The organism is Nocardia sp. CA-151230 (assembly GCF_050942175.1).
Taxonomy (GTDB): Bacteria; Actinomycetota; Actinomycetes; order Mycobacteriales; family Mycobacteriaceae; genus Nocardia.
This window is the reverse complement of the sequence record NZ_CP192061.1, coordinates 3,477,159-3,495,189: the sequence shown is the minus strand read 5'-3', so window position 1 is coordinate 3,495,189 and position 18,031 is coordinate 3,477,159. Positions and strand designations below refer to the sequence as shown.

16 protein-coding genes are annotated in these 18,031 nt (G+C 67.1%); 8 read left to right on the top strand and 8 right to left on the bottom strand.

Translation table 11 applies throughout. The annotated features are described in order from the left end of the window. Positions 1 to 14: 14 nt before the first annotated feature. Together uraH and uraD are read right to left on the bottom strand one after the other, a co-directional pair. Positions 15 to 314, bottom strand: coding sequence for a hydroxyisourate hydrolase (gene uraH, locus ACQP1O_RS16160; protein ID WP_433566593.1), 300 nt, complete (start codon positions 312 to 314; stop codon positions 15 to 17). Further along, on the bottom strand, positions 311 to 826 hold the full coding sequence (gene uraD, locus ACQP1O_RS16155; protein ID WP_433566592.1) for a 2-oxo-4-hydroxy-4-carboxy-5-ureidoimidazoline decarboxylase: 516 nt from the start codon (positions 824 to 826) through the stop codon (positions 311 to 313). Before uraD ends, uraH begins: the two co-directional genes overlap by 4 nt. A gap of 164 nt (positions 827 to 990) precedes the next feature. On the opposite strand from uraD, the gene ACQP1O_RS16150 reads away from it, so the two are divergent. After that, complete coding sequence (locus ACQP1O_RS16150; protein WP_433566591.1) at positions 991 to 2,499, top strand: PucR family transcriptional regulator; 1,509 nt, start codon at positions 991 to 993, stop codon at positions 2,497 to 2,499. A gap of 62 nt (positions 2,500 to 2,561) precedes the next feature. Here the strand turns inward: ACQP1O_RS16150 and ACQP1O_RS16145 are convergent, their stop codons facing one another. From ACQP1O_RS16145 to ACQP1O_RS16135, 3 genes are all read right to left on the bottom strand, one after another. Further along, positions 2,562 to 2,978: a 4Fe-4S dicluster domain-containing protein gene (locus ACQP1O_RS16145; RefSeq protein ID WP_433566590.1), complete on the bottom strand. Its 417-nt coding sequence runs from the start codon at positions 2,976 to 2,978 to the stop codon at positions 2,562 to 2,564. Further along, positions 2,975 to 4,570 carry an FAD-dependent oxidoreductase gene (locus ACQP1O_RS16140; RefSeq protein ID WP_433566589.1) on the bottom strand — a complete coding sequence of 532 codons (1,596 nt, stop codon included), beginning with the start codon at positions 4,568 to 4,570 and terminating at the stop codon, positions 2,975 to 2,977. The genes ACQP1O_RS16145 and ACQP1O_RS16140 overlap by 4 nt, the downstream gene beginning before the upstream one ends. 149 nt (positions 4,571 to 4,719) lie before the next feature. Continuing rightward, entirely contained in the window at positions 4,720 to 5,151 is a 432-nt protein-coding gene (locus ACQP1O_RS16135) for a MarR family winged helix-turn-helix transcriptional regulator (protein WP_433566588.1), read from the bottom strand. 90 nt (positions 5,152 to 5,241) lie between these two features. Between ACQP1O_RS16135 and ACQP1O_RS16130 the strand changes: the two genes are divergently transcribed. Further along, positions 5,242 to 6,801, top strand: coding sequence for an MFS transporter (locus tag ACQP1O_RS16130; RefSeq protein WP_433566587.1), 1,560 nt, complete (start codon positions 5,242 to 5,244; stop codon positions 6,799 to 6,801). Between the two features lie 21 nt (positions 6,802 to 6,822). On the opposite strand, the gene ACQP1O_RS16125 is transcribed toward ACQP1O_RS16130, so the two are convergent. The 3 genes from ACQP1O_RS16125 to ACQP1O_RS16115 form a co-directional block, all read right to left on the bottom strand. Then, complete coding sequence (locus tag ACQP1O_RS16125) at positions 6,823 to 7,260, bottom strand: hypothetical protein (RefSeq protein ID WP_433566586.1); 438 nt, start codon at positions 7,258 to 7,260, stop codon at positions 6,823 to 6,825. A gap of 253 nt (positions 7,261 to 7,513) precedes the next feature. After that, positions 7,514 to 8,869 (bottom strand): TIGR01777 family oxidoreductase, encoded by a 1,356-nt coding sequence (locus ACQP1O_RS16120; protein WP_433566585.1) that lies wholly within the window; start codon positions 8,867 to 8,869, stop codon positions 7,514 to 7,516. A gap of 567 nt (positions 8,870 to 9,436) precedes the next feature. Further along, entirely contained in the window at positions 9,437 to 10,456 is a 1,020-nt protein-coding gene (locus ACQP1O_RS16115) for an AraC family transcriptional regulator (RefSeq protein ID WP_433566584.1), read from the bottom strand. A 320-nt stretch (positions 10,457 to 10,776) separates the two neighbouring features. Here ACQP1O_RS16115 and ACQP1O_RS16110 point away from each other — a divergent pair, with 320 nt between their 5' ends. From ACQP1O_RS16110 to ACQP1O_RS16085, 6 genes are all read left to right on the top strand, one after another. Further along, positions 10,777 to 11,751, top strand: a complete 975-nt coding sequence (locus ACQP1O_RS16110) for a quinone oxidoreductase family protein (protein ID WP_433566583.1) — start codon at positions 10,777 to 10,779, stop codon at positions 11,749 to 11,751. 122 nt (positions 11,752 to 11,873) lie between these two features. After that, the gene (locus ACQP1O_RS16105; protein WP_433567698.1) at positions 11,874 to 12,785 is read left to right on the top strand and encodes a TauD/TfdA dioxygenase family protein; all 912 of its coding nucleotides are present in this window, start codon (positions 11,874 to 11,876) and stop codon (positions 12,783 to 12,785) included. Between the two features lie 52 nt (positions 12,786 to 12,837). Further along, the gene (locus ACQP1O_RS16100) at positions 12,838 to 13,890 is read left to right on the top strand and encodes a 3-keto-5-aminohexanoate cleavage protein (protein ID WP_433566582.1); all 1,053 of its coding nucleotides are present in this window, start codon (positions 12,838 to 12,840) and stop codon (positions 13,888 to 13,890) included. 166 nt (positions 13,891 to 14,056) lie between these two features. Continuing rightward, positions 14,057 to 15,376: an MFS transporter gene (locus ACQP1O_RS16095; protein WP_433566581.1), complete on the top strand. Its 1,320-nt coding sequence runs from the start codon at positions 14,057 to 14,059 to the stop codon at positions 15,374 to 15,376. 18 nt (positions 15,377 to 15,394) lie between these two features. Next, positions 15,395 to 15,973 carry an RBBP9/YdeN family alpha/beta hydrolase gene (locus ACQP1O_RS16090; RefSeq protein WP_433566580.1) on the top strand — a complete coding sequence of 193 codons (579 nt, stop codon included), beginning with the start codon at positions 15,395 to 15,397 and terminating at the stop codon, positions 15,971 to 15,973. A gap of 30 nt (positions 15,974 to 16,003) precedes the next feature. Next, complete coding sequence (locus ACQP1O_RS16085; protein WP_433566579.1) at positions 16,004 to 18,001, top strand: acetoacetate--CoA ligase; 1,998 nt, start codon at positions 16,004 to 16,006, stop codon at positions 17,999 to 18,001. The last annotated feature ends 30 nt before the right edge of the window (positions 18,002 to 18,031 follow it).

Here is an 18,031-nt window from a genome sequence, read left to right as displayed (position 1 = left end):
AGGTACGACAGCACTCAGCTGCCCCGGTACGTAGAGAAGGAGTAGGGGCTCAACAGCAGGGGTACGTGGTAGTGCTCATCCGGATCGGTGACCAGGAAATCGATGGTCACCGTGGGATAGAAGGGGCTGACACCGGAGGTGTCGAAGATCAGGCGGTGCGCACCGGCGCTCGGGGCGGGCAGATCCTCGACCCGGCCGTCTTCATCGGTGTGGCGCTCGGCGAGGATCTCCCCCGCCGCGCTCTCGAGCCGCACCGCCATGCCCGCGGCCGGGCGTCCGGTCGCGGCATCGAGCACATGGGTGGACAGACTCACGTGTCCTCCAGGAGTTTCCGGATCCGCAGACCGGTGATGTCGGCGAGCTCGCGGCGGACCGTCGACTGCTCGTCGGCGACCGAGTTGCCGAGACGACGCTGGAGCTCCGAGAGCATCTCGGTGGCGCTGCGCCCGGCAGCACGGATCAGGAAGACGTGGCCGAAGTGTTCCTCGTAGGTCACGTTCCAGGAGGCCAGGTCGGCCTTCACCTGATCGTCGGCGCCGCAGGCTCCGGACTGTTCGTCGGCGGACCACTTCGCCTCACGCTCGGACCGGTGGGTGGCGGCCGTGCGCTCCCCGATGCGGGGGTGCGCCGACAGCGCCTCCTCGACATCGATCCAACTCAGCTCGGTGACCCCGGTCACCGCCGCTGCGATCAGACTCGACTCGTCCGCGTACGGTCTGTTCGCCACCATCTTGCGTGCCCATGTCCGCGACGCATTGCAGGTCAGCAGGTGCGTCTCGGCCTCTTCCAGGGGCAGCGAACCGAGCCATTCCAGGCGACTCGACATCCGACCTCCATCCGTCATTGGCGTGTGTCAACCACTTAACCCGGCGGGCGGTCATGCCCGAAAGGGCGAGACCTCCGAACCTGTGGCCTGCTTCACAGGGGCGCGTTCGTAGTTACATCCAAGTTCGGTAACCGGGCCGTCACCGACTGTTAGCCTCAGGCATCATGCGGTTACGTTCCCTGCTGACCATGCACGATCTGGGCTTGCGGCTCGTCACCGGAGAGGACGAGCTGGACCGCTTCGTACGCTGGGTGGTAACCACCGACATGCTCGATCCCGGTCGATACCTCTCCGGCGGCGAATTCGTCCTGACCGGCCTGCAATGGCGGCATTCTCCCGAGGACAGCGAGACCTTCGTGAGCGCGCTCGCCCGCGCCCGGGTGGCCGCGCTCGCCGCGGGTGACGCGCTCTACGGCGGAGCGCCCGACGATCTCGTCGCGGCCTGTAGGAAACACCGAATCCCGCTGTTCCGGGTCGAGGAGCAGATCGCCTTCGCCACCGTCACCGAGCAGATCAACCGGAAACTGTCGTCCGGACGGGCCGCCGACCTGAGCGCGATCCTGGACCGGCACCGGCAGCTGGTGTCCGGCGGCGGGCTGGATTCGGTGCTCGACCTGGTGCATCGCACGCTGGGCACCCGCTGCTGGGTGGTGTCCGCGCTCGGCCGCGTGGTGGCCGGGCCGACCCGGGACCTGCCCGAACAGGTGCGGTCGGCGTTCCTGGGCGCGCGGCGGCTGCCGCATGTGCTGTCCCACGATCAGGTGCGGTACTCGCTGTTCGCGGTGGACGCCGACGGAACCTCGCGGATCGCGGACTGGTTCCTGGTGTTCGAGAGCGACTACAAGGACTGGCCCGAGGAGCGGCGGGCCCTCATCGGGGAACTGGCCGCGGTGGTGTCCCTCGAACGAGCCCGGCACGACGATCGGCACAGCGCCGAGGGGCGCCTGGCGCAGGAACTGATCGAGCTGATCATGTCCGACGCAAAATCCGCCGACATCATCTCCCGGCTGGAATTGACCGGGCTGGGACTGTCCGACCGATACCTCGCCGTCGCCGCGACCGCGGACTCCGGGGCCGTGCGGCCCGGTGAGTTGCGCGCCGTGCTGCGCGAAATCCTTTACGGCCGAAGCCCTGCCATCGGTGTGGTGGACGGCGAGGTCATCCTGCTGGTCGCTCTCGGTGACGACAAAGCCCTCGACGACCGCATCCACCGGGCCATCGAAGCCCTCGAACCCGGGCTGCAACTGAGCCGGCTCTCGGTCGGCATCAGCGGCGCGGTCGACGGCGAGGGACTGCGCGGCGCGGTCGAGGAGGCCCGCTACGCGCGGCGCATGGCCGCCGAACGCCAGCAGCCCACCAGTGTGGTCCGCCACGACGAGCTCGCCACCCATATGCTGCTGCTGGCCAGCGTCCCCGACGAGGTCCGGCGCATGTTCCGGGTGCGGCTGCTGGATCCGCTGCGGGTCTACGACCAGGACAATCGCGCCGATCTCGTACACACCCTCGAGACCTTCCTCGAGGTGTCCGGATCCTGGACCAAGTGCGCGGATCTGCTGCACCTGCACGTGAATACGCTGCGCTACCGGATTCAGCGCATCGAGGAACTCACCAACCGCGACCTGTCCCGGCTCGAGGACCGCGTCGACTTCTTCCTCGCCCTCGCCCTGCGGTGACCGATCTCCCCTCTCGGTGTGCTGCGATTCCGATTACGCTGCCGCACAGCGTGATCCATCCCTCATTGCTGGTTTCCCAGGTGACTGGCGCCCGCGGCGCATGGCATGTGCGCCGCGGCACCTCGACCGACCACCGGGCCCGGCTCGCGCAGCCGGGGCGGCGGAGCGCCGTGTGGGAGCGACGGTCCGATCGCGACCAGGCTGCCGGGCGTGCGGCCCTTCCCCCAGCCGAGCTGCTCGCGGTATCGGCCGATGTGGGTCTCGGCGATCGCTGCTCCGGCGGCGAGCGGGGCCGCCTCCGGTGAGACGTAGAGCGCGTCGGCCGGGCAGTACGCCTCGCACATGAAGCAGGTCTGGCAGTCGGATTGTCGTGCGATGACGGGTATTCCACTGTCGGTGCGGTCGAAGACGTCGGTCGGGCAGACGTCGACGCACTTGTCGCAGGCGATGCAGTCGGCGGCGCGGACCAGCTCGATCACGACGCCACCGCCACCGGCGCGTCGGAGGCCGCCGAGGTGGCGGTCCACACCTCGTCCAACCCGCCGGACACAATGTGATGATGCTGCGCCGGGTCCAGATCCGGATGGTCCGCACGCTTGCTCATGCCCCGAGTTTCCTTGCGTGCCAGTGTGGATCGGTACATCAGGCGTCCGACGGCGGTGATGGCGGCTGCCTGCCGGGCCCGCACCCGCGCCGTGCCGGCACCGCCGCCGAGTCCGCGGGCGGCCCGCTCCCAGAGGTCGTCGAGTTCGGCCAGCGCGGGTTGGATGCGATCGCCGTGGCGCAGATAGTTCTTCTCGAACGGGATCAGTTCGCGTTGCGCGGCGCTCACGACCTCATCGGGGGACACCGATTCCGTTGCCTCGGGCCGCAATCCGACCCGTCCGGCACCACGGACCGCAGCCGGATCGACTTCTCCGGATCGCAGGGCGAACTGCGCCGCGCCCCGACCCGCCCAGCTCCCCGAGGACATGGCCCAGGCCGAGTTGTGGCTGCCGCCACCGGTGAATCCGCCACAGATCCGCTCCCGGGTCGCGGCGTCGCCCGCCGCGTAGAGACCGGGAACCGTTGTCGCGCAGTCATCGTCGACAACGTCGATACCACCGGTGCCGCGCACGGTGCCCTCGGCGAGCAGATCCACTTCGAAACGGTCGGCGAAGGGGTTGATCCCGCGCCGGTCGAACTGGAGGAAGAAGTTGGGCTGACCCAACCGCATTCGTGCCTGCACCTCGGCGTCGGCACGGTCGAGCTGCGCGAAGACGGGCTCCGACAACAGGGTTCGCGCGATCACCGATCGCCCCTTGGCGGAGCCCGCGCCCTCCAGCACCCGGCCGTCGGCGTGGAAGAAGGTGGCGTAGCCGTAGTAGGCGGTCTTGGTGATGGTCGAGCCCTTGGGCACGATGGCGTAGGCGTTGGAGAATTCCATGCCCGAGAACCGCGCCCCGGCCTCGGCCGCCATGAGCGCGCCGTCGCCGGTGTCGACATTGGTGCCCAGTGCCCGCGACAGGAACGCGCACCCGCCCGTCGCCAGCACCACCGCACCGGCTACGACCCGATAGTCCTCCTCGGCCTGCCGCCGATATCCGGCGGCCCCGCGCACCACACCGTCGGCGTCGACCAGAAGTTCCAGCGCCGGGGCATGATCGAGGATCCGCACGCCGAGCCGTTTCACCCAGGCGCGCATGCGGCGCATGTATTCGGGCCCCTGCACACCGGTGCGCAACGGCTCGCCGGTGTCGGGATCGGCCGGGAACGGGTATCGGCCCTCGATCGCGAGCCGGTTCATGTTCGCGTAGGTCTGGTCGAGGACGCGGTCCATCCAGTAGTGGTCGGCCAGATGCCCGCCCAGCGCCTCGCGGCTGGCCTTGGCATTGGCGCGGGCGGTGGCCTCGGGCGCGACGTACCAGACCCCGGTGCCCGAAGGCGCTGTGGCCCCGCTGGTTCCGCAGTATTCCTTGTCCACCAGCACCACCTGCGCGCCCGCTTCCCGGGCGTGCACCGCCGCCCAGCACGCGGCGGGCCCGCCGCCGATCACCAGCACGTCGGTACTGATCTGCCATGGTTCGCTCATCGGCACGTTCCTCCCGGGAGAGTTGGTGTCCGGAACGGTAAGGCGGCCGGTCGTATTCGCCGAAGGGTTCGAATCAGGACGATCCTTTGGCGGCGGAATTTCCCATATCGTGGAAAGCCGCTTGCGTCTCGCGGCGAGATCGGCGCGCGTCAGCGGCAGGCTTCGGCAATGCCGCTGAGCCACTCCCGGACCGCGGCGCGCTGGCCGGGGGTGAATCCGGCTTCCAGTTCGGCTTCGCGGCGGCCGACGGCGGCGTGGGCCTCGGTGTACACGGCGCGGCCCGCGTCGGTCACGTAGATCTGGTGGGTCCGGCGGTCGGTCGGGTGCGGGCGGCGCTCGATCAGGCCGGCCTTCTCCAGCCCGCCGAGCATCTCGTTCGCGGCCTGCCGGGTGCTGCCGACATCGCGGGCGATATCGGTGACCGACTTCCCGGGCTGTTTCTGCGTCATCATCAGCGTCGCGTACTGCGAGGTGGTGAGGCCGAAATCCTTGAGTTCCTCACCGATCGCGGAACGCATGCTCAACCACACCGTGCGGACCATGAAGGTCAGGGATCCATCCTGCGATCCGGAACAGCTCACCGCGACAACCCTTTCCCAAGATTGACAGGTTCCTGACAATCACGCACACTGGCGATCGTCAGGTTCCTACCAATCTTATCGAAGGCATCCATGACCGTGCCCGCGACGCTGCCGAGATCCCGGCAGCGGCTCATCCTCGCCGTTCTCCTGCTGTCCTCCCTGCTGATCTGGCTGGACAACACCATCCTCGCCACCGCGCTCGAGACCCTCGCCGATCCGGTGCGCGGGCTGGGCGCGAATCCCGCTCAGCTGCAATGGGCCTCGGGGTCCTACACCCTCGTGTTCGCCGCGCTCATGTTCACCGCCGGGGCGCTCGGCGACCGCTACGGGCACCGGACCGTGCTCGTCACCGGATTGATCGTCTTCGCCGCCGCCTCGGTCTGGGCGGCCTACACCGGTGATCCCGCCGGGCTCATCGCCGCCCGTGCGGTCATGGGCGTGGGCAGCGCGCTCATCATGCCCGCCACCATGGCGACGGTGACCTGGACGTTCACCGGTCCGGCGCGCGCATCGGCCATCGGGCTGTTCTCGACCTCCGCCGGCGTCGGACTGGCGGCGGGCCCGTTGCTGGCCGGGGTGCTGCTCGACCACTTCTGGTGGGGCTCAGTGTTTCTGGTGAACGTGCCCGTCGTCGCGGTCGCGCTGATCGGGATCGCGGTGCTGGTCCCGAATTTCCGCAGCCCGACGCCGCGCCCGCTCGACCTCGGCGGACTGGCGCTGTCGGTGAGCGGGTTGGCGGCCCTGGCCTACGGGCTCATCCGGGCGGGCCAGGTCGCCGCGTGGACGCCGGTGCAGGTGTGGGCACCCATCGCCGCCGGGCTGGCCCTGCTCGCCGCGTTCGTGGTCGTCGAATTACGTTCCGGGCAGCCGAGTTTCGATCCACGGCTGCTGGCGCAGCGGGTCTTCGGCGGCGGCAACGCGGCCCTGGGCCTGCTGTTCCTGGCGATGACCGCGGCCGGCTTCTACGGCGCGTTCTACCTCCAGGGCGCACGCGGTTTCTCACCGCTCGCCGCGGGTCTGATCAACTCCCCCGCCGCCGTCGGCGTGATCATCGGCGGTCCGCTCGGCGTCCGCCTGGTCCGTCGCTTCTCCCTGCGCGCGGTGACCGCGACCGCCCTCACCGTCGGCGCGCTCTGCATGGGCAGCGCGGTCTTCTTCGGACTGCACACACCCATCGTCTGGAACGTGGCACTGGCTGCGGCACAGGGCTTCTCGATCGGCATGGTGATCGGTTCGGTCACCAGCGCCCTGATGAGCACGCTCCCGCTCGACCGCGCCGGCGCGGGATCGGCCGTCACCAATACCGTTCGGCAAACCGGCAGCGTCCTGGGTATCGCGCTCGGCGGCACCATCATGGCCATCACCTACCGCACCGGAATCCAGGCCGCGCTCACCGGCCTGCCCGACACCGCTCGGGAGCCCGCCCAGGTATCCGCCGAACAGGCGCGCCATGTGGCCGCCGCCATCAACCGCCCCGACCTGTCCGATGCCGCCGACGACGCCTTCATCCACGCCATGCACGTCGGCGGTGTGTGGACCATGGTCTTCGCGCTCACGGGAGCCGTCGTCCTGGCCCTGACCCTGCGACCCCGCCCCGCACCGGCCACGCCGGAGCCCGAGCCGAGCCTGGCGACCGCCGGTCACGACTGAGCCGATCGACGGAAATGATGTTCAGCTGACGAGTCCTGCCGCGCTCGCGCAGTAGCGCCAGAGGCCTTCGCGGTCGGAGTCGGATTCTCGGGTTCGACGCAGGTAGTGCTCCGGGCGCGCCCGCCGGTCGTGCCAGAACCTGCCGGATGGCACATCCGTGGCCGCCAGCCACACGGCGGTGTCCGCCCCTTCGGCCGGGGTGCGCAGCAATGGCGCCATCAGCCGGCGAAAGCGCGGCAGGGAGGTCGCGATCCCCGGTGTGCCCACCCAGCCGGGATGCATTGCATGCACCGAAATGCTCTGCGCGGCATAACGATCGGCCAGCACGGAGGTGAGGGCCACCTGCATGCGCTTGGTGCGCGCGTAGGCTGCTGCGCCATGGTAGTCACCGCAACGGTATTCGATGTCGTCGACCCGCAGGGGCTGGAGGTACATGCCGCCCGACGACATCATGATCACCCGAGCCGCGGTGGAACGCGCCAGTACTGGTGCTAGCAACTCGGTCGTCAGAAGCGGTCCGAGAACATGTGTCGACAAACAGATCTCGTGCCCCTGAGGGCTCTCCGTGCGGGTGCGCGGTAGTACCCCGGCATTGTGGAGAATTCACGTGTGGCGGCGTTGTGCTCGCGACGTGGCGTGTCGGGATCACGCACCGGATCGCGGTGAGCGAATCCGGCTGACCGAATGGTCCGGCGGTCGGCCGCCGTACCGGTCAGCCGTGAACATCGAGGGCCAGCGTTCGGCCGAGCACGTGCCGCAACGCGAAATCCAGCTCGGGCGTGCGGAATCGGTGTCCGGCCGTGGTGAGCCGGTCCGGGAGCACGCGCTGACTGGCAGCCGCCAGCTCCTGGAAACCCTCGGCACCCAGCAGTAGTCGCGGCCCGAATTCGGGGATGGGCAGGACTGCCGGTCGACGCACGACCCGGGCCAGAGTTGCGGTGAAGTCGGCGTTTCGCACCGGGGTCGGTGCCACGGCATTGACGGGACCGGTGAGCGTCTCGTTCCACAGTGCCCGGTGGTAGATGTCGAGCAGATCGTCGATGCCGATCCAGGACAGCCATTGCCGTCCGTCACCGATCCGGCCGCCCAGGCCTGCTGAGAACAACGGTCGGAGCAGGCGCAGCGTGCCGCCTCGGGGTGATTGCACGATGCCGGTGCGGATGGTGGCCACTCGGATCCGGTCCGCCGCGGTCAGCGCGGCTGCCTCCCAGTCCGACACGACGTCGGCCAGGAAACCGCTTCCGCGCGAGCTGCTTTCGGTCAGTATCTTCTCGCCCCGATCGGCGCCGTAGTAGCCGATCGCGGAGGCGCTGACGAAAACTCGCGCACCCGATCGAGCCGCCAGTTCGGCCAGTCGGCGCGTCGGCTCTATTCGGCTTTCGCGGATATCCCGCTTGTGGGCGGAGGTGAATCGCCCCGCGATCGACTCACCCGCGAGATGAACGACACCATCGACACCTGTCAGCAGGTCTTTCGCGGGCGCAGCCGGATCCCATTGCCGCTCATCGGGTCCGGAGGGCGCACGCCTGACCAATCGGATGACCGTAATGCCGCCGGCACTCAGAAACGCGCTCAGCGCGGACCCGATCAGACCGGAGGCTCCGGTCACCGCCACAGTCGACGGACCACGCCCGCGGGCCTCCTGATGTGCCGCGAGGTCACCCGACAACTGTCGTGACCGATACGCGAATATCGAACGCAGGGCCGCGGCGGGTACTGGCGTGTCAACCCGGTCCAGCACTCGGGTGGACCGTTCGTCGACTGCCTCGAATTCATGAGTATGGGTCCACGGCAACAGCTTCGATGGCGCAGCGGACAGGCTTCCGCCCACGGCCTCGTCGACGAATCTCCGTGGCGGATCGTATTCAGCGGCCCGGTGCTGCGCGATCCAACGTAGCCCGGCTGGAAGGGCGAGTTCCGCCCGGCCATCCGACAACGAGGTGGTTTCCGAGACGAGCCGGACGGGCGACCACGGGGGACTCAGGCGTGTGAACGCGCCGGGACGCTGGAACCAGGCGAAGACTTCGTCTCGCGGTGCGGTGATGACACTCGACCACTCGATGCCCATCCGAAGCACTCTAGCCCGGGCGCTGGAGAAGTCGGCGAACCTACACGCGACCGTGGCTATTCGGACGCCCCTCCGGCAGCGAGGAGCTTCCCGAGCAAGGTCGTCAGCTGGACCCGTTCCTCCGCAGTGAGCGCGTCTTTCACCAAGCTCAGGCATACCTCGTACCACTCCGGATGGCCTGTACCACAACTCATCTCACATCAGCATGAGCGAGCACTGCCGCCGACCATACGACGCTCGGCCCGTTGATCTTCCGATGCCCCGGACTGGCCGGTTCGGTCAGCGCTGTATGCGGCTGACAGTGCATTCGAGCCACAGCGGCCGGACTTGGATGCCTAACTCGGTGCAGGGTCAGACCGGTTCCGTTGCCGATCAACCCGACCCGAAGCCACGGCTCGTCATCGCGATTGAACTTTCCCTCGGCGGTCATGATCGCGCCCTTCTCGAACGTGCCCGAACAGCTCGATGTCGCCGGCCTGCGTTCGGCCGGTCGGTCGATACAGCTCGATCACCACGGCGAAGGCTGACCAGGATTCGCTCATCTGATCTGGCCTTACCCCTCGGACTCTAGGGACCGGGTCGGGGTTCTGTTTGGGGTCGGGATCGCCATTGGGTGGGGCTGCAGCCGAAGTGTCCGTGGAACCATCGTGAGAAGTTGCTGAGTGCGGAGAACCCGAGCAGGTCTGCGATGTCGGTGAGGGAGTGGCGGGGGTTCATGACCATTCGTCCGGCAAGGTCGGCGCGTGTGGCGGTCAGCAGTGTGGAGAACGTCTCGCCCGATGAGGCGAGTTGGCGGTGCAGTGCGCGTCTGCTGAGTCCGAGGCTGCGTGCCACGTGTTCGGAGGTGCATCGCCCGGTCGGGAGCAGCAGTTCGATGGTCTGGCGAACGCGGTAGGTGATCGTGATGTCCTGCGGTGATGGCAGGGTATCGAGCACTTGCTGTGCGTAGGAGCGCATGTGTGGGTCGGCCATGCGTTTGGGTGTTTGCAGGTCGGTGGTTTCGAGGACGATGCCGTTGAAGTCGTGGTCGAATTCGATAACGGGGCCGAATCGGCGGAGGTGAGTGTCGATTCCGGTGGGCGCGCTGTGGGTGAAGCACACGGCGACCGGCCGCCAGCCGGTTCCGAGGAAGCGGCGCAGGATCGTGTGCAGGACGGCCATGGCGAGTTCGACGAAGTGCCTGGTCTCGACCGGTTCGCCGAGTTCGGCGTCGATTCGGATGGTCGTCACGCCGTTGGCGTCGGTCATGCGCATTCGGAGCGCTTCGTTGTAGGTGTGCTCGTAGCGCTGCAGGATGCGCAGCGCTTTGCGGACGTCGGGTTCTTCCCGCAGGACCAGGCTCAGCGGACCGAGGTTGGAGAACCGGCGGTGTTCGGCGAGTCGGAGTCCGAAGTCCGCGCATCCCGATGCTGCGGCCGAATGCTCGAGTAGCCGGGCCACCGCGGCGGCGGAGATCCACCGATCCTGCTGGCCGAGGCTGGCGGGATCGAGACCCACCGCTCGCATCAGTGGCGCCGGTTCTATCTCGGCCGAGCGACAGGCTTCCACATAGCCGCTCAGGGCTGCATATCGAGCAAGGGGCTTCATCGGCAGATCTGTCCCAATCTGATAAGTGATTCGCCCATCAGGATAAGCCGAAAAGCTGGAATCCACTTAATGTCGTCTGCATCACAACATGAGGGCAGAGGAAATGACGGTGGCAGACAAATCACCTCATCTCCTGGTCGGTCACCAGCCCGGGGAGAGCGTGTGCTCTCCGTCGCGTGGTACGTCGCGGCCGTCGGCCGTGGGTGCCGGGTGAGACGAACGGTGGACCGACTACCTATTCCGTTGCGCGGTCGAGGATTTCGACTGTCGCGTGTACGACGCGCCCGGCTGCGGGCATCTGCCGTCGAGAGGAGACGAACGTGGCGAAGGCTATCCGCTACTACGACACCGGTGGACCGGAGGTTCTGCGGTGGGAAGGGGTCGAGGTGGGTGATCCCGGACCAGGGGAGGTGCGTATCAAGCACGGCGCGGTGGGGTTGAACTTCGCCGACATCTACTTCCGTACCGGCATGTACCCGGCGCCTCTGCCTGCGGGGATGGGCGTCGAGGCGGCCGGCACCGTGGAGGCGGTCGGGGCCGGCGTCACCGAATATCGCCCCGGTGACCGCGTCACCTACACGGGAAGTCCGCTGGGTGCCTACAGCACCGAGCGTGTGATGCCCGCCGCGCATCTGATCCGCCTTCCCGACGCGATTCCGTTCGAGACTGCTGCGGCGATGACGATGCGTGGGTTGACCGCCTCGTATCTGCTGCGGCGTATCTGGCCCCTTGCCAAGGGTGACACCGTGTTGCTGCATGCCGCTGCCGGCGGGGTCGGGTTGATCTTCCTGCAGTGGGCCAAGCTGCTGGGCCTTCGAGTGATCGGCACGGTGTCGACCGAACACAAGGCAGCCGTCGCTCGCAGCTATGGCTGCGACGAGGTCATCGTCTATTCGAAAGAAGATGTGGCCCAACGGGTTCGCGAGCTGACCGGCGGCAAGGGCGTGGCGGTGGTCTACGACAGCATCGGTGCCGCCACCTTCGATACCTCGCTGAATGCGGTGGCACGGCGCGGATTGATCGTGTGTTTCGGTACCGCATCGGGCCCGATTCCACCGATCGACGCGATGCGGTTGGCGACGGGCGGTTCGCCCTACCTCACCCGTCCGGCGCTGGCCGACTACATCGCCGATCCCGTCGAACGGGCGGCGTTGGCCGGTGAGCTGTTCGACCATGTCGCCTCGGGCCGGATCACGATCCAGATCAACCAGCGCTACCCGCTGGAAGAGGCCGCGCAAGCCCACCGTGACCTGGAGTCGGGCCGCAGCATCGGTTCCTCGGTTCTCACCGTCTGATGCACGCCGGGACGAACACCCTCGCGCCGCGGTGCCGCGTGCCCGGTCCTCCAACCGCCACAGCAGCGGCGCCACCGGAAATCCAGCCAGAAAAGGAAATCCAGCCAGAAAAGGAGACGACCATGAACGCACCCGCCGTATCGGTGCCATCACCAGGCGCGGTCACGACCACACCGCGGCCGTCGATCAAGGCTCGTCCGCTGACGTGCAGCATCGGCGCTGAGCTGTTCGATGTGGACCTCGGTGAGGTTTCCCGCAGCGACGAACTGTTCACCGAGTTGAAGACGCTGCTGCTGCAGTACAAAGTGCTCTTCGTGCGCGAGCAGGACATCAGCCGCGCCGAACATGTGGCCTTGGCTCGACGGTTCGGGCCGCTCGAGGACCATCCGGTAGCCCCAACCCATCCCGACCACCCAGGACTCGTCCGGATCTACAAGGATATCGACAGCCCGCCCGAGCACTACGAGAACGTCTACCACTGTGATGCCACCTGGCGGGAGAACCCGCCCATGGGTTCGGTCCTGCGATGCGTGGAGGGCCCGGCGGCGGGCGGCGACACGATCTGGGTCAACATGGCCATGGCCTACGAGCGTCTGCCCGAGCCTGTGAAAAGCCAGATCGCGAATCTGCGTGCCCGCCACAGTATCGAGGCAACGTTCGGCGCGAAACTTCCGCCTGAGCAGCGTCTGGCGCTCAAGAGCCGTTATCCCGACCCGGAACACCCGGTGGTGCGCACGCATCCCGAGACGGGCGAAAAGATCCTTTTCGTCAACGCGTTCACGACGCACTTCGTCAATTTCCACACGTCCGAGAACGTCAGGCACGGTATCGATTACGCCCCCGGGGCGAGCAATCTGCTGACCTACCTGATCAGCCAGGCATCGATCCCGGACTATCAGGTGCGGTGGCGTTGGACCAAGAACAGCTTCGCGATCTGGGACAACCGTTCGACCCAGCACTACGCGGTGCAGGACTACTGGCCCGCGGTCCGCAAGATGGAGCGAGCCGGAATTTCCGGAGACATACCTTTCTGAGTGCTGTCGATCCGTACAGCACATTCACTGATCACTGAAATGGAGTTCTGAAGTGAATTTCCTTGACGATGCCCTATTCCCGGAAAACCAGGAAAAGCTGGTCATCACCGCGGCTCCCTACGGTCCGGAATGGGAGCCGAACGATTTCGTCGAAGATATTCCGATCACAATGGACGAGCAGGTCCAGAAAGCCGTGGACTGCTACAACGCCGGTGCGACAGTGCTGCATCTGCACGTCCGGGAGCTCGACGGGAAGGGCTCCAAGCGCCTGTCGAAGTTCAACGAGATGCTCGCGCGACTGCGGGAAGCCGTTCCGGACATGATTCTGCAGGTCGGCGGGTCGATCTCGTTCTCCCCAGAAGGCGAGGGCGATGAAGCCAAGTGGCTGTCCGACGACACCCGGCACCTGCTGGCCGAACTCGACCCCACACCCGATCAGGTGACGATCGCGATCAACACCCAGCAGATGAACCTGCTGGAATTGATGACCGCCGAAGACATCCGCGGCACCTCCTTCGAGCGGCCTGAGATCGCCGAGGCCTACACCGAGATGATCGTGCCCGCCGGTCCGCGGTGGGTGAAGGAGCATCTGCGCCGCTTGCAGGCCAACGGGATTCAGCCGCAGTTCCAGCTGGCCGGCACCCATCAGTTCGAGACCGTCGAACGATTGATCCGCCAGGGCCACTACACCGGTCCACTGGTGTTGACGTGGGTGGCGATCGGCGGCGGATCCGACGGACCCAGCCCCTACAACATGATGGAATTCATCCGCCGGGTGCCCGACGGCGCGGTGCTGACCCTGGAATCGCTCATGCGGTCGGTGCTGCCGGTCAGCACCATGGCCATCGCGATGGGCCTGCATGTGCGGTGCGGCATCGAAGACACCCTGTGGGGACCGGACAACAAGAAGCAGTCGACCGTGGAGCAGATCGAGCAGATGGTGCGCATCGCCGGTGAGCTCGGGCGGCCGGTGGCCAGCGGCAAGGAGGCCCGCGAGATCTACCGGATCGGTGAAACCTACGCCGGCGCCGACGAAACGCTCGCCAAGAACGGCTTCGCCCCCAACCGGAAGCCCGGCCAGGTCGGGTTCACACACCACGCCTGATCGATAATTCCCGCGCGCTTGCGCACCCGAGCCCGAGGCATGCGATCGATGTCCGTCATGCCTCGGGCTCGCCTCTCCTTTCTTTATCTTTCTTTCTTCTCTTTTCTTCGCTGTGGGGCCGTCGACTTTCCGGCACCCGCCTTCATGCAGGTCATAGGAGCCCTTCATGGGTCAGCGCACCACTTCTCTCCCAGACCACTCCGCCGCCACCGTGGCCCAGCCCGGCAGATCGGTTTATCCATGGGTGGTTTTCGCTCTCGTTTTCTCACTGCTGCTCTCGGACTACATGTCCCGGCAGGTTCTCAACGCCATATTCCCGTTCCTGAAGTCGGACTGGGGTGTCTCCGATTCCCAGCTGGCGTCACTGAGCAGCGTTGTCGCGCTGACCGTCGGACTGCTGACTCTCCCGCTGTCGCTGCTGGCCGACCGGTGGGGGCGGCTGAAGAGCCTGGCGGTCATGGCCGTGGTGTGGAGCGCGGCGACCGTGCTGTGCGCGGTGGCCGGCAACTACCAGCAGATGCTTGCCGCACGATTCTTGGTCGGTGTCGGCGAAGCCGCATACGGCAGCGTCGGTATCGCGGTGGTACTCAGCGTGTTCGCACCGCGCGTGCACGCGACGCTCAGCGGCTCGTTCATGGCCGGCACCACCTTCGGATCCATGATCGGTGTCGCCGCCGGCGGTGCCATCGCCACGCATATGAGCTGGCGCTGGTCGCTGGCCTGCATGGCGGTGTTGGGTCTGATCCTGGTCGCCGTGTTCCGGGTGGTGGTCACCGAACGCCGACTGGCCCGCCACCGCATCGACCCCGACCCAGCCAACGACACGGCCAGCGGCACCACGGCGGGGGGTAACGAGCGTGCCCGGCTGTCGAGCCTGGTGACCAATCCGGCCGTGCTGTGCGCCTACCTGGGCAGTGCCCTGCAAATGTTCACTGCCGCAGCACTTCTGGCGTGGCTGCCCAGCTTCTTCAACCGCGACTATCACCTCGTCCCCGACCGAGCCGGTGCCGCCGCATCGGGCTTCGTTCTGCTGATCGGTGTCGGCATGGTGTGCTGTGGCATTCTCACCGACTGGGCCGGTCGACTGGTCATCTACCGCAAATGGGTCACTGCCGTGGTCTACTGCGCCATCTCGCTGGTGACGCTCACCACCGGATTCCTCTGCCAGACCGGCCCATTGCAGCTGATCCTGATCGGTATCGGCGCATTCTTCTCCGGCGGATCGTCGGGCGCGGTGACCGCGATGGTCGCCCACCTGACCCACCCGTCGATCCGTTCGTCGGCCTTCGGCACCGTCACCGTGGTCAACAATCTGCTGGGCATGGCCCTGGGCCCGTTCGTCGTCGGCATCCTGGCCGATCACCTGGGTCTACGGCAGGCCCTGCAACTGGCTCCTCTGGCCTATCTCCTGGCGATCGCGGCGCTGCTCGCCGGACGGTACCGCCACATCGTGCAGACCTCGGCCGTGCCGAAACTCGCTGTCTGAGAACAGAAGTGGATCACCATGAACCTCGAACCTACCGTGGTGTTCGTCCCGGGCCTGCGTGACCATGTGGCCGACCACTGGCAGACCCGGCTGGCCGCCCAGATCCCCGGATCGCGAACCGTCCCGCCGCTGGGGCGCGGCGACCTCGACTGCGCAGCCCGGATCGAAGCACTCGACCGCGTGGTTGCCGAGGTCGACGGGCCGGTCGCACTCGTGGCCCACAGCGCCGGAGTCGTCATCACCGGGCACTGGGCGCAACGATATCGCCGCCGAGTCCACGCGGCGCTGCTGGCCACACCACCCGACCTGGAATCACCGCTACCGGACGGACACCCGGGAACCGAACAGTTGCGAGCCAACGGGTGGATACCCATCCCCCGCAACCGGCTGGACTTCCCCAGCATCGTCGCCGCCAGCACCGACGATCCGCTGGCACGGTACGAGCGGGTCGCCCAGTTCGCCGACGACTGGGGCAGCCATCTGGTGAATCTCGGCCCAGTGGGCCACCTCAATCCAGCAGCCGGATACGGCGAATGGCCGGCCGGAGCCGACCTCGTCGCGGCGATGCTCCACCTCGGACACACCGCAAACGGCTAGACGATCACAGACCTCCGGAAGGGACTGCACATGCCAGCGACCACAGCCGAAAACACCCTGCTCTGGCAGCCGACCGATCAACAGATCACCGACGCCACACTGACCGATTTCGTCCGTTATCTACGTACGACACGTGGCCACGAATTCGACGACTACGACAGCCTCTGGCAGTGGTCGGTGACGGACCTGGAGGGGTTCTGGTCGGCCGTATGGGAGTTCTTCGGCCTCGACCGGTACAGCCGCTACGACCGCGTGGTCACCGATGATCCGATGCCACTGACCCGATGGTTTCCCGGAGCTCGGGTGAACTTCGCGCGTGTGCTGCTCGACCGCGGTGACCAGGACTCGATCGCGATCGTCGATGCCGATGAATCGGGCCGGATCCAGCGGTGGACCCGGGCCGAGATCCGCGATCAGGTTCTGTCACTGGCCACCTTCCTCGAAGAATCCGGCGTCACCGCGGGCGACGTGGTCGTCGGCTACCTGCCCAACATCGCCGAAGCCGTCGTCGCGTTCCTGGCGACTGCCGCACTCGGCGCGACCTGGGCCTCGGTCGGCCAGGACTATTCCGCGCAGGCGGTCACCGACCGATTCGCCCAGCTGCGGCCCAAGGTGCTGATCACCGCGGACGGATACGTGTTCAACGGCAGAACTCACGACCGGAGCGAGGCCGTGCGGCAGATCGCGAGCACGCTGCCGAGCGTGACCGACGTCATCGTGGTGCCGCGAGTGGAACGCGCCATCAGCGACACCGGCCCGACTGCCCGCTGGTCGACCTGGGCTCGAGCGATCGACCGCCCGGCGCGGCACGGATTCACCGATGTGGCCTTCGATCACCCGCTGTGGGTGCTGTTCTCCTCCGGCACCACCGGACGCCCCAAGGGCCTCGTCCACGGCCACGGCGGCATCCTCCTCGAAACGGTCAAACAGGTTGGCCTGCACTGGAATCTGCGCGCCGATGACCGCGTGTTCTGGTACACCTCGCCGAGCTGGATGATGTGGAACACCCAGCTGTCCACGTTGATCGCGGGTGGCAGCATCGTCTGCTACGACGGCTCGCCCACCACACCGGACACCTCGCGGCTGTGGCAGCTGGCCGCCTCGCTCGAGGTCACCTTCCTCGGACTCAGCCCCGGATACCTGCAAGCCTGCGCCAACAGCGACTGCCACCCGGCCGAGTTGTTCGATCTCGGTCGGCTGCGCGCGCTCGGCAGCACCGGATCCCCTCTGACCGCCAACCTGTACCAGTGGGCCCGAGACGCCGTCGGCGAGCTGCCATTGTGGTCGATGAGCGGCGGCACCGATGTCGCAGGCGCACTGGTCGGTGCGCTGCCCACCCGCGCGGTGCAGGCCGGTCGCATCTCCTGCCGCTGCCTCGGTGTCGCCGCGCAGGTGTGGGATTCCCACGGCACAGCCGTCTGCGAGCAGGTCGGCGAACTCGTCGTCACCCGCCCGATGCCGAGTATGCCGGTCGCGCTCTGGGACGACCCGGACCGAAGCCGCTACCGCGCCGCCTATTTCGACACCTACCCCGGCGTGTGGCGGCAAGGCGACTGGGCCACGCTCTTCGGCGACGGCACCGTGGCCATCCACGGGCGATCCGATGCCACGCTGAACCGCAACGGCATCCGGATGGGCAGCTCCGACATCTACGCCGCCGTCGAGGCGATGCCCGAAATCGCCGAGGCTCTGGTGATCGGCGCCGAACAAGCCGACGGCAGCTACTGGTTGCCGCTGTTCGTGGTTCTCGAACCCGATCAACGGCTCGATCAAGAACTCGAAAACCGCATCCGCGCCACCATCCGCGACCAGGTCTCGCCACGGCACGTGCCCGACGACGTGCATGCGGTCCCGGCGCTCCCGCATACGCGCACCGGCAAGAAGCTCGAGGTGCCCCTCAAACGGATCCTCCAGGGCGCGCCCGTGCAGGAGGTCATCAGCCCGGACGCGGTTGATGACGCCACACTGCTGGCCTACTTCACCGAACTCGCCGCCGAACGCCGCGCCACGACTCGCCCATCACGCTGAGCTCGGCCACCCGCCATTCCGCCGCTAGTC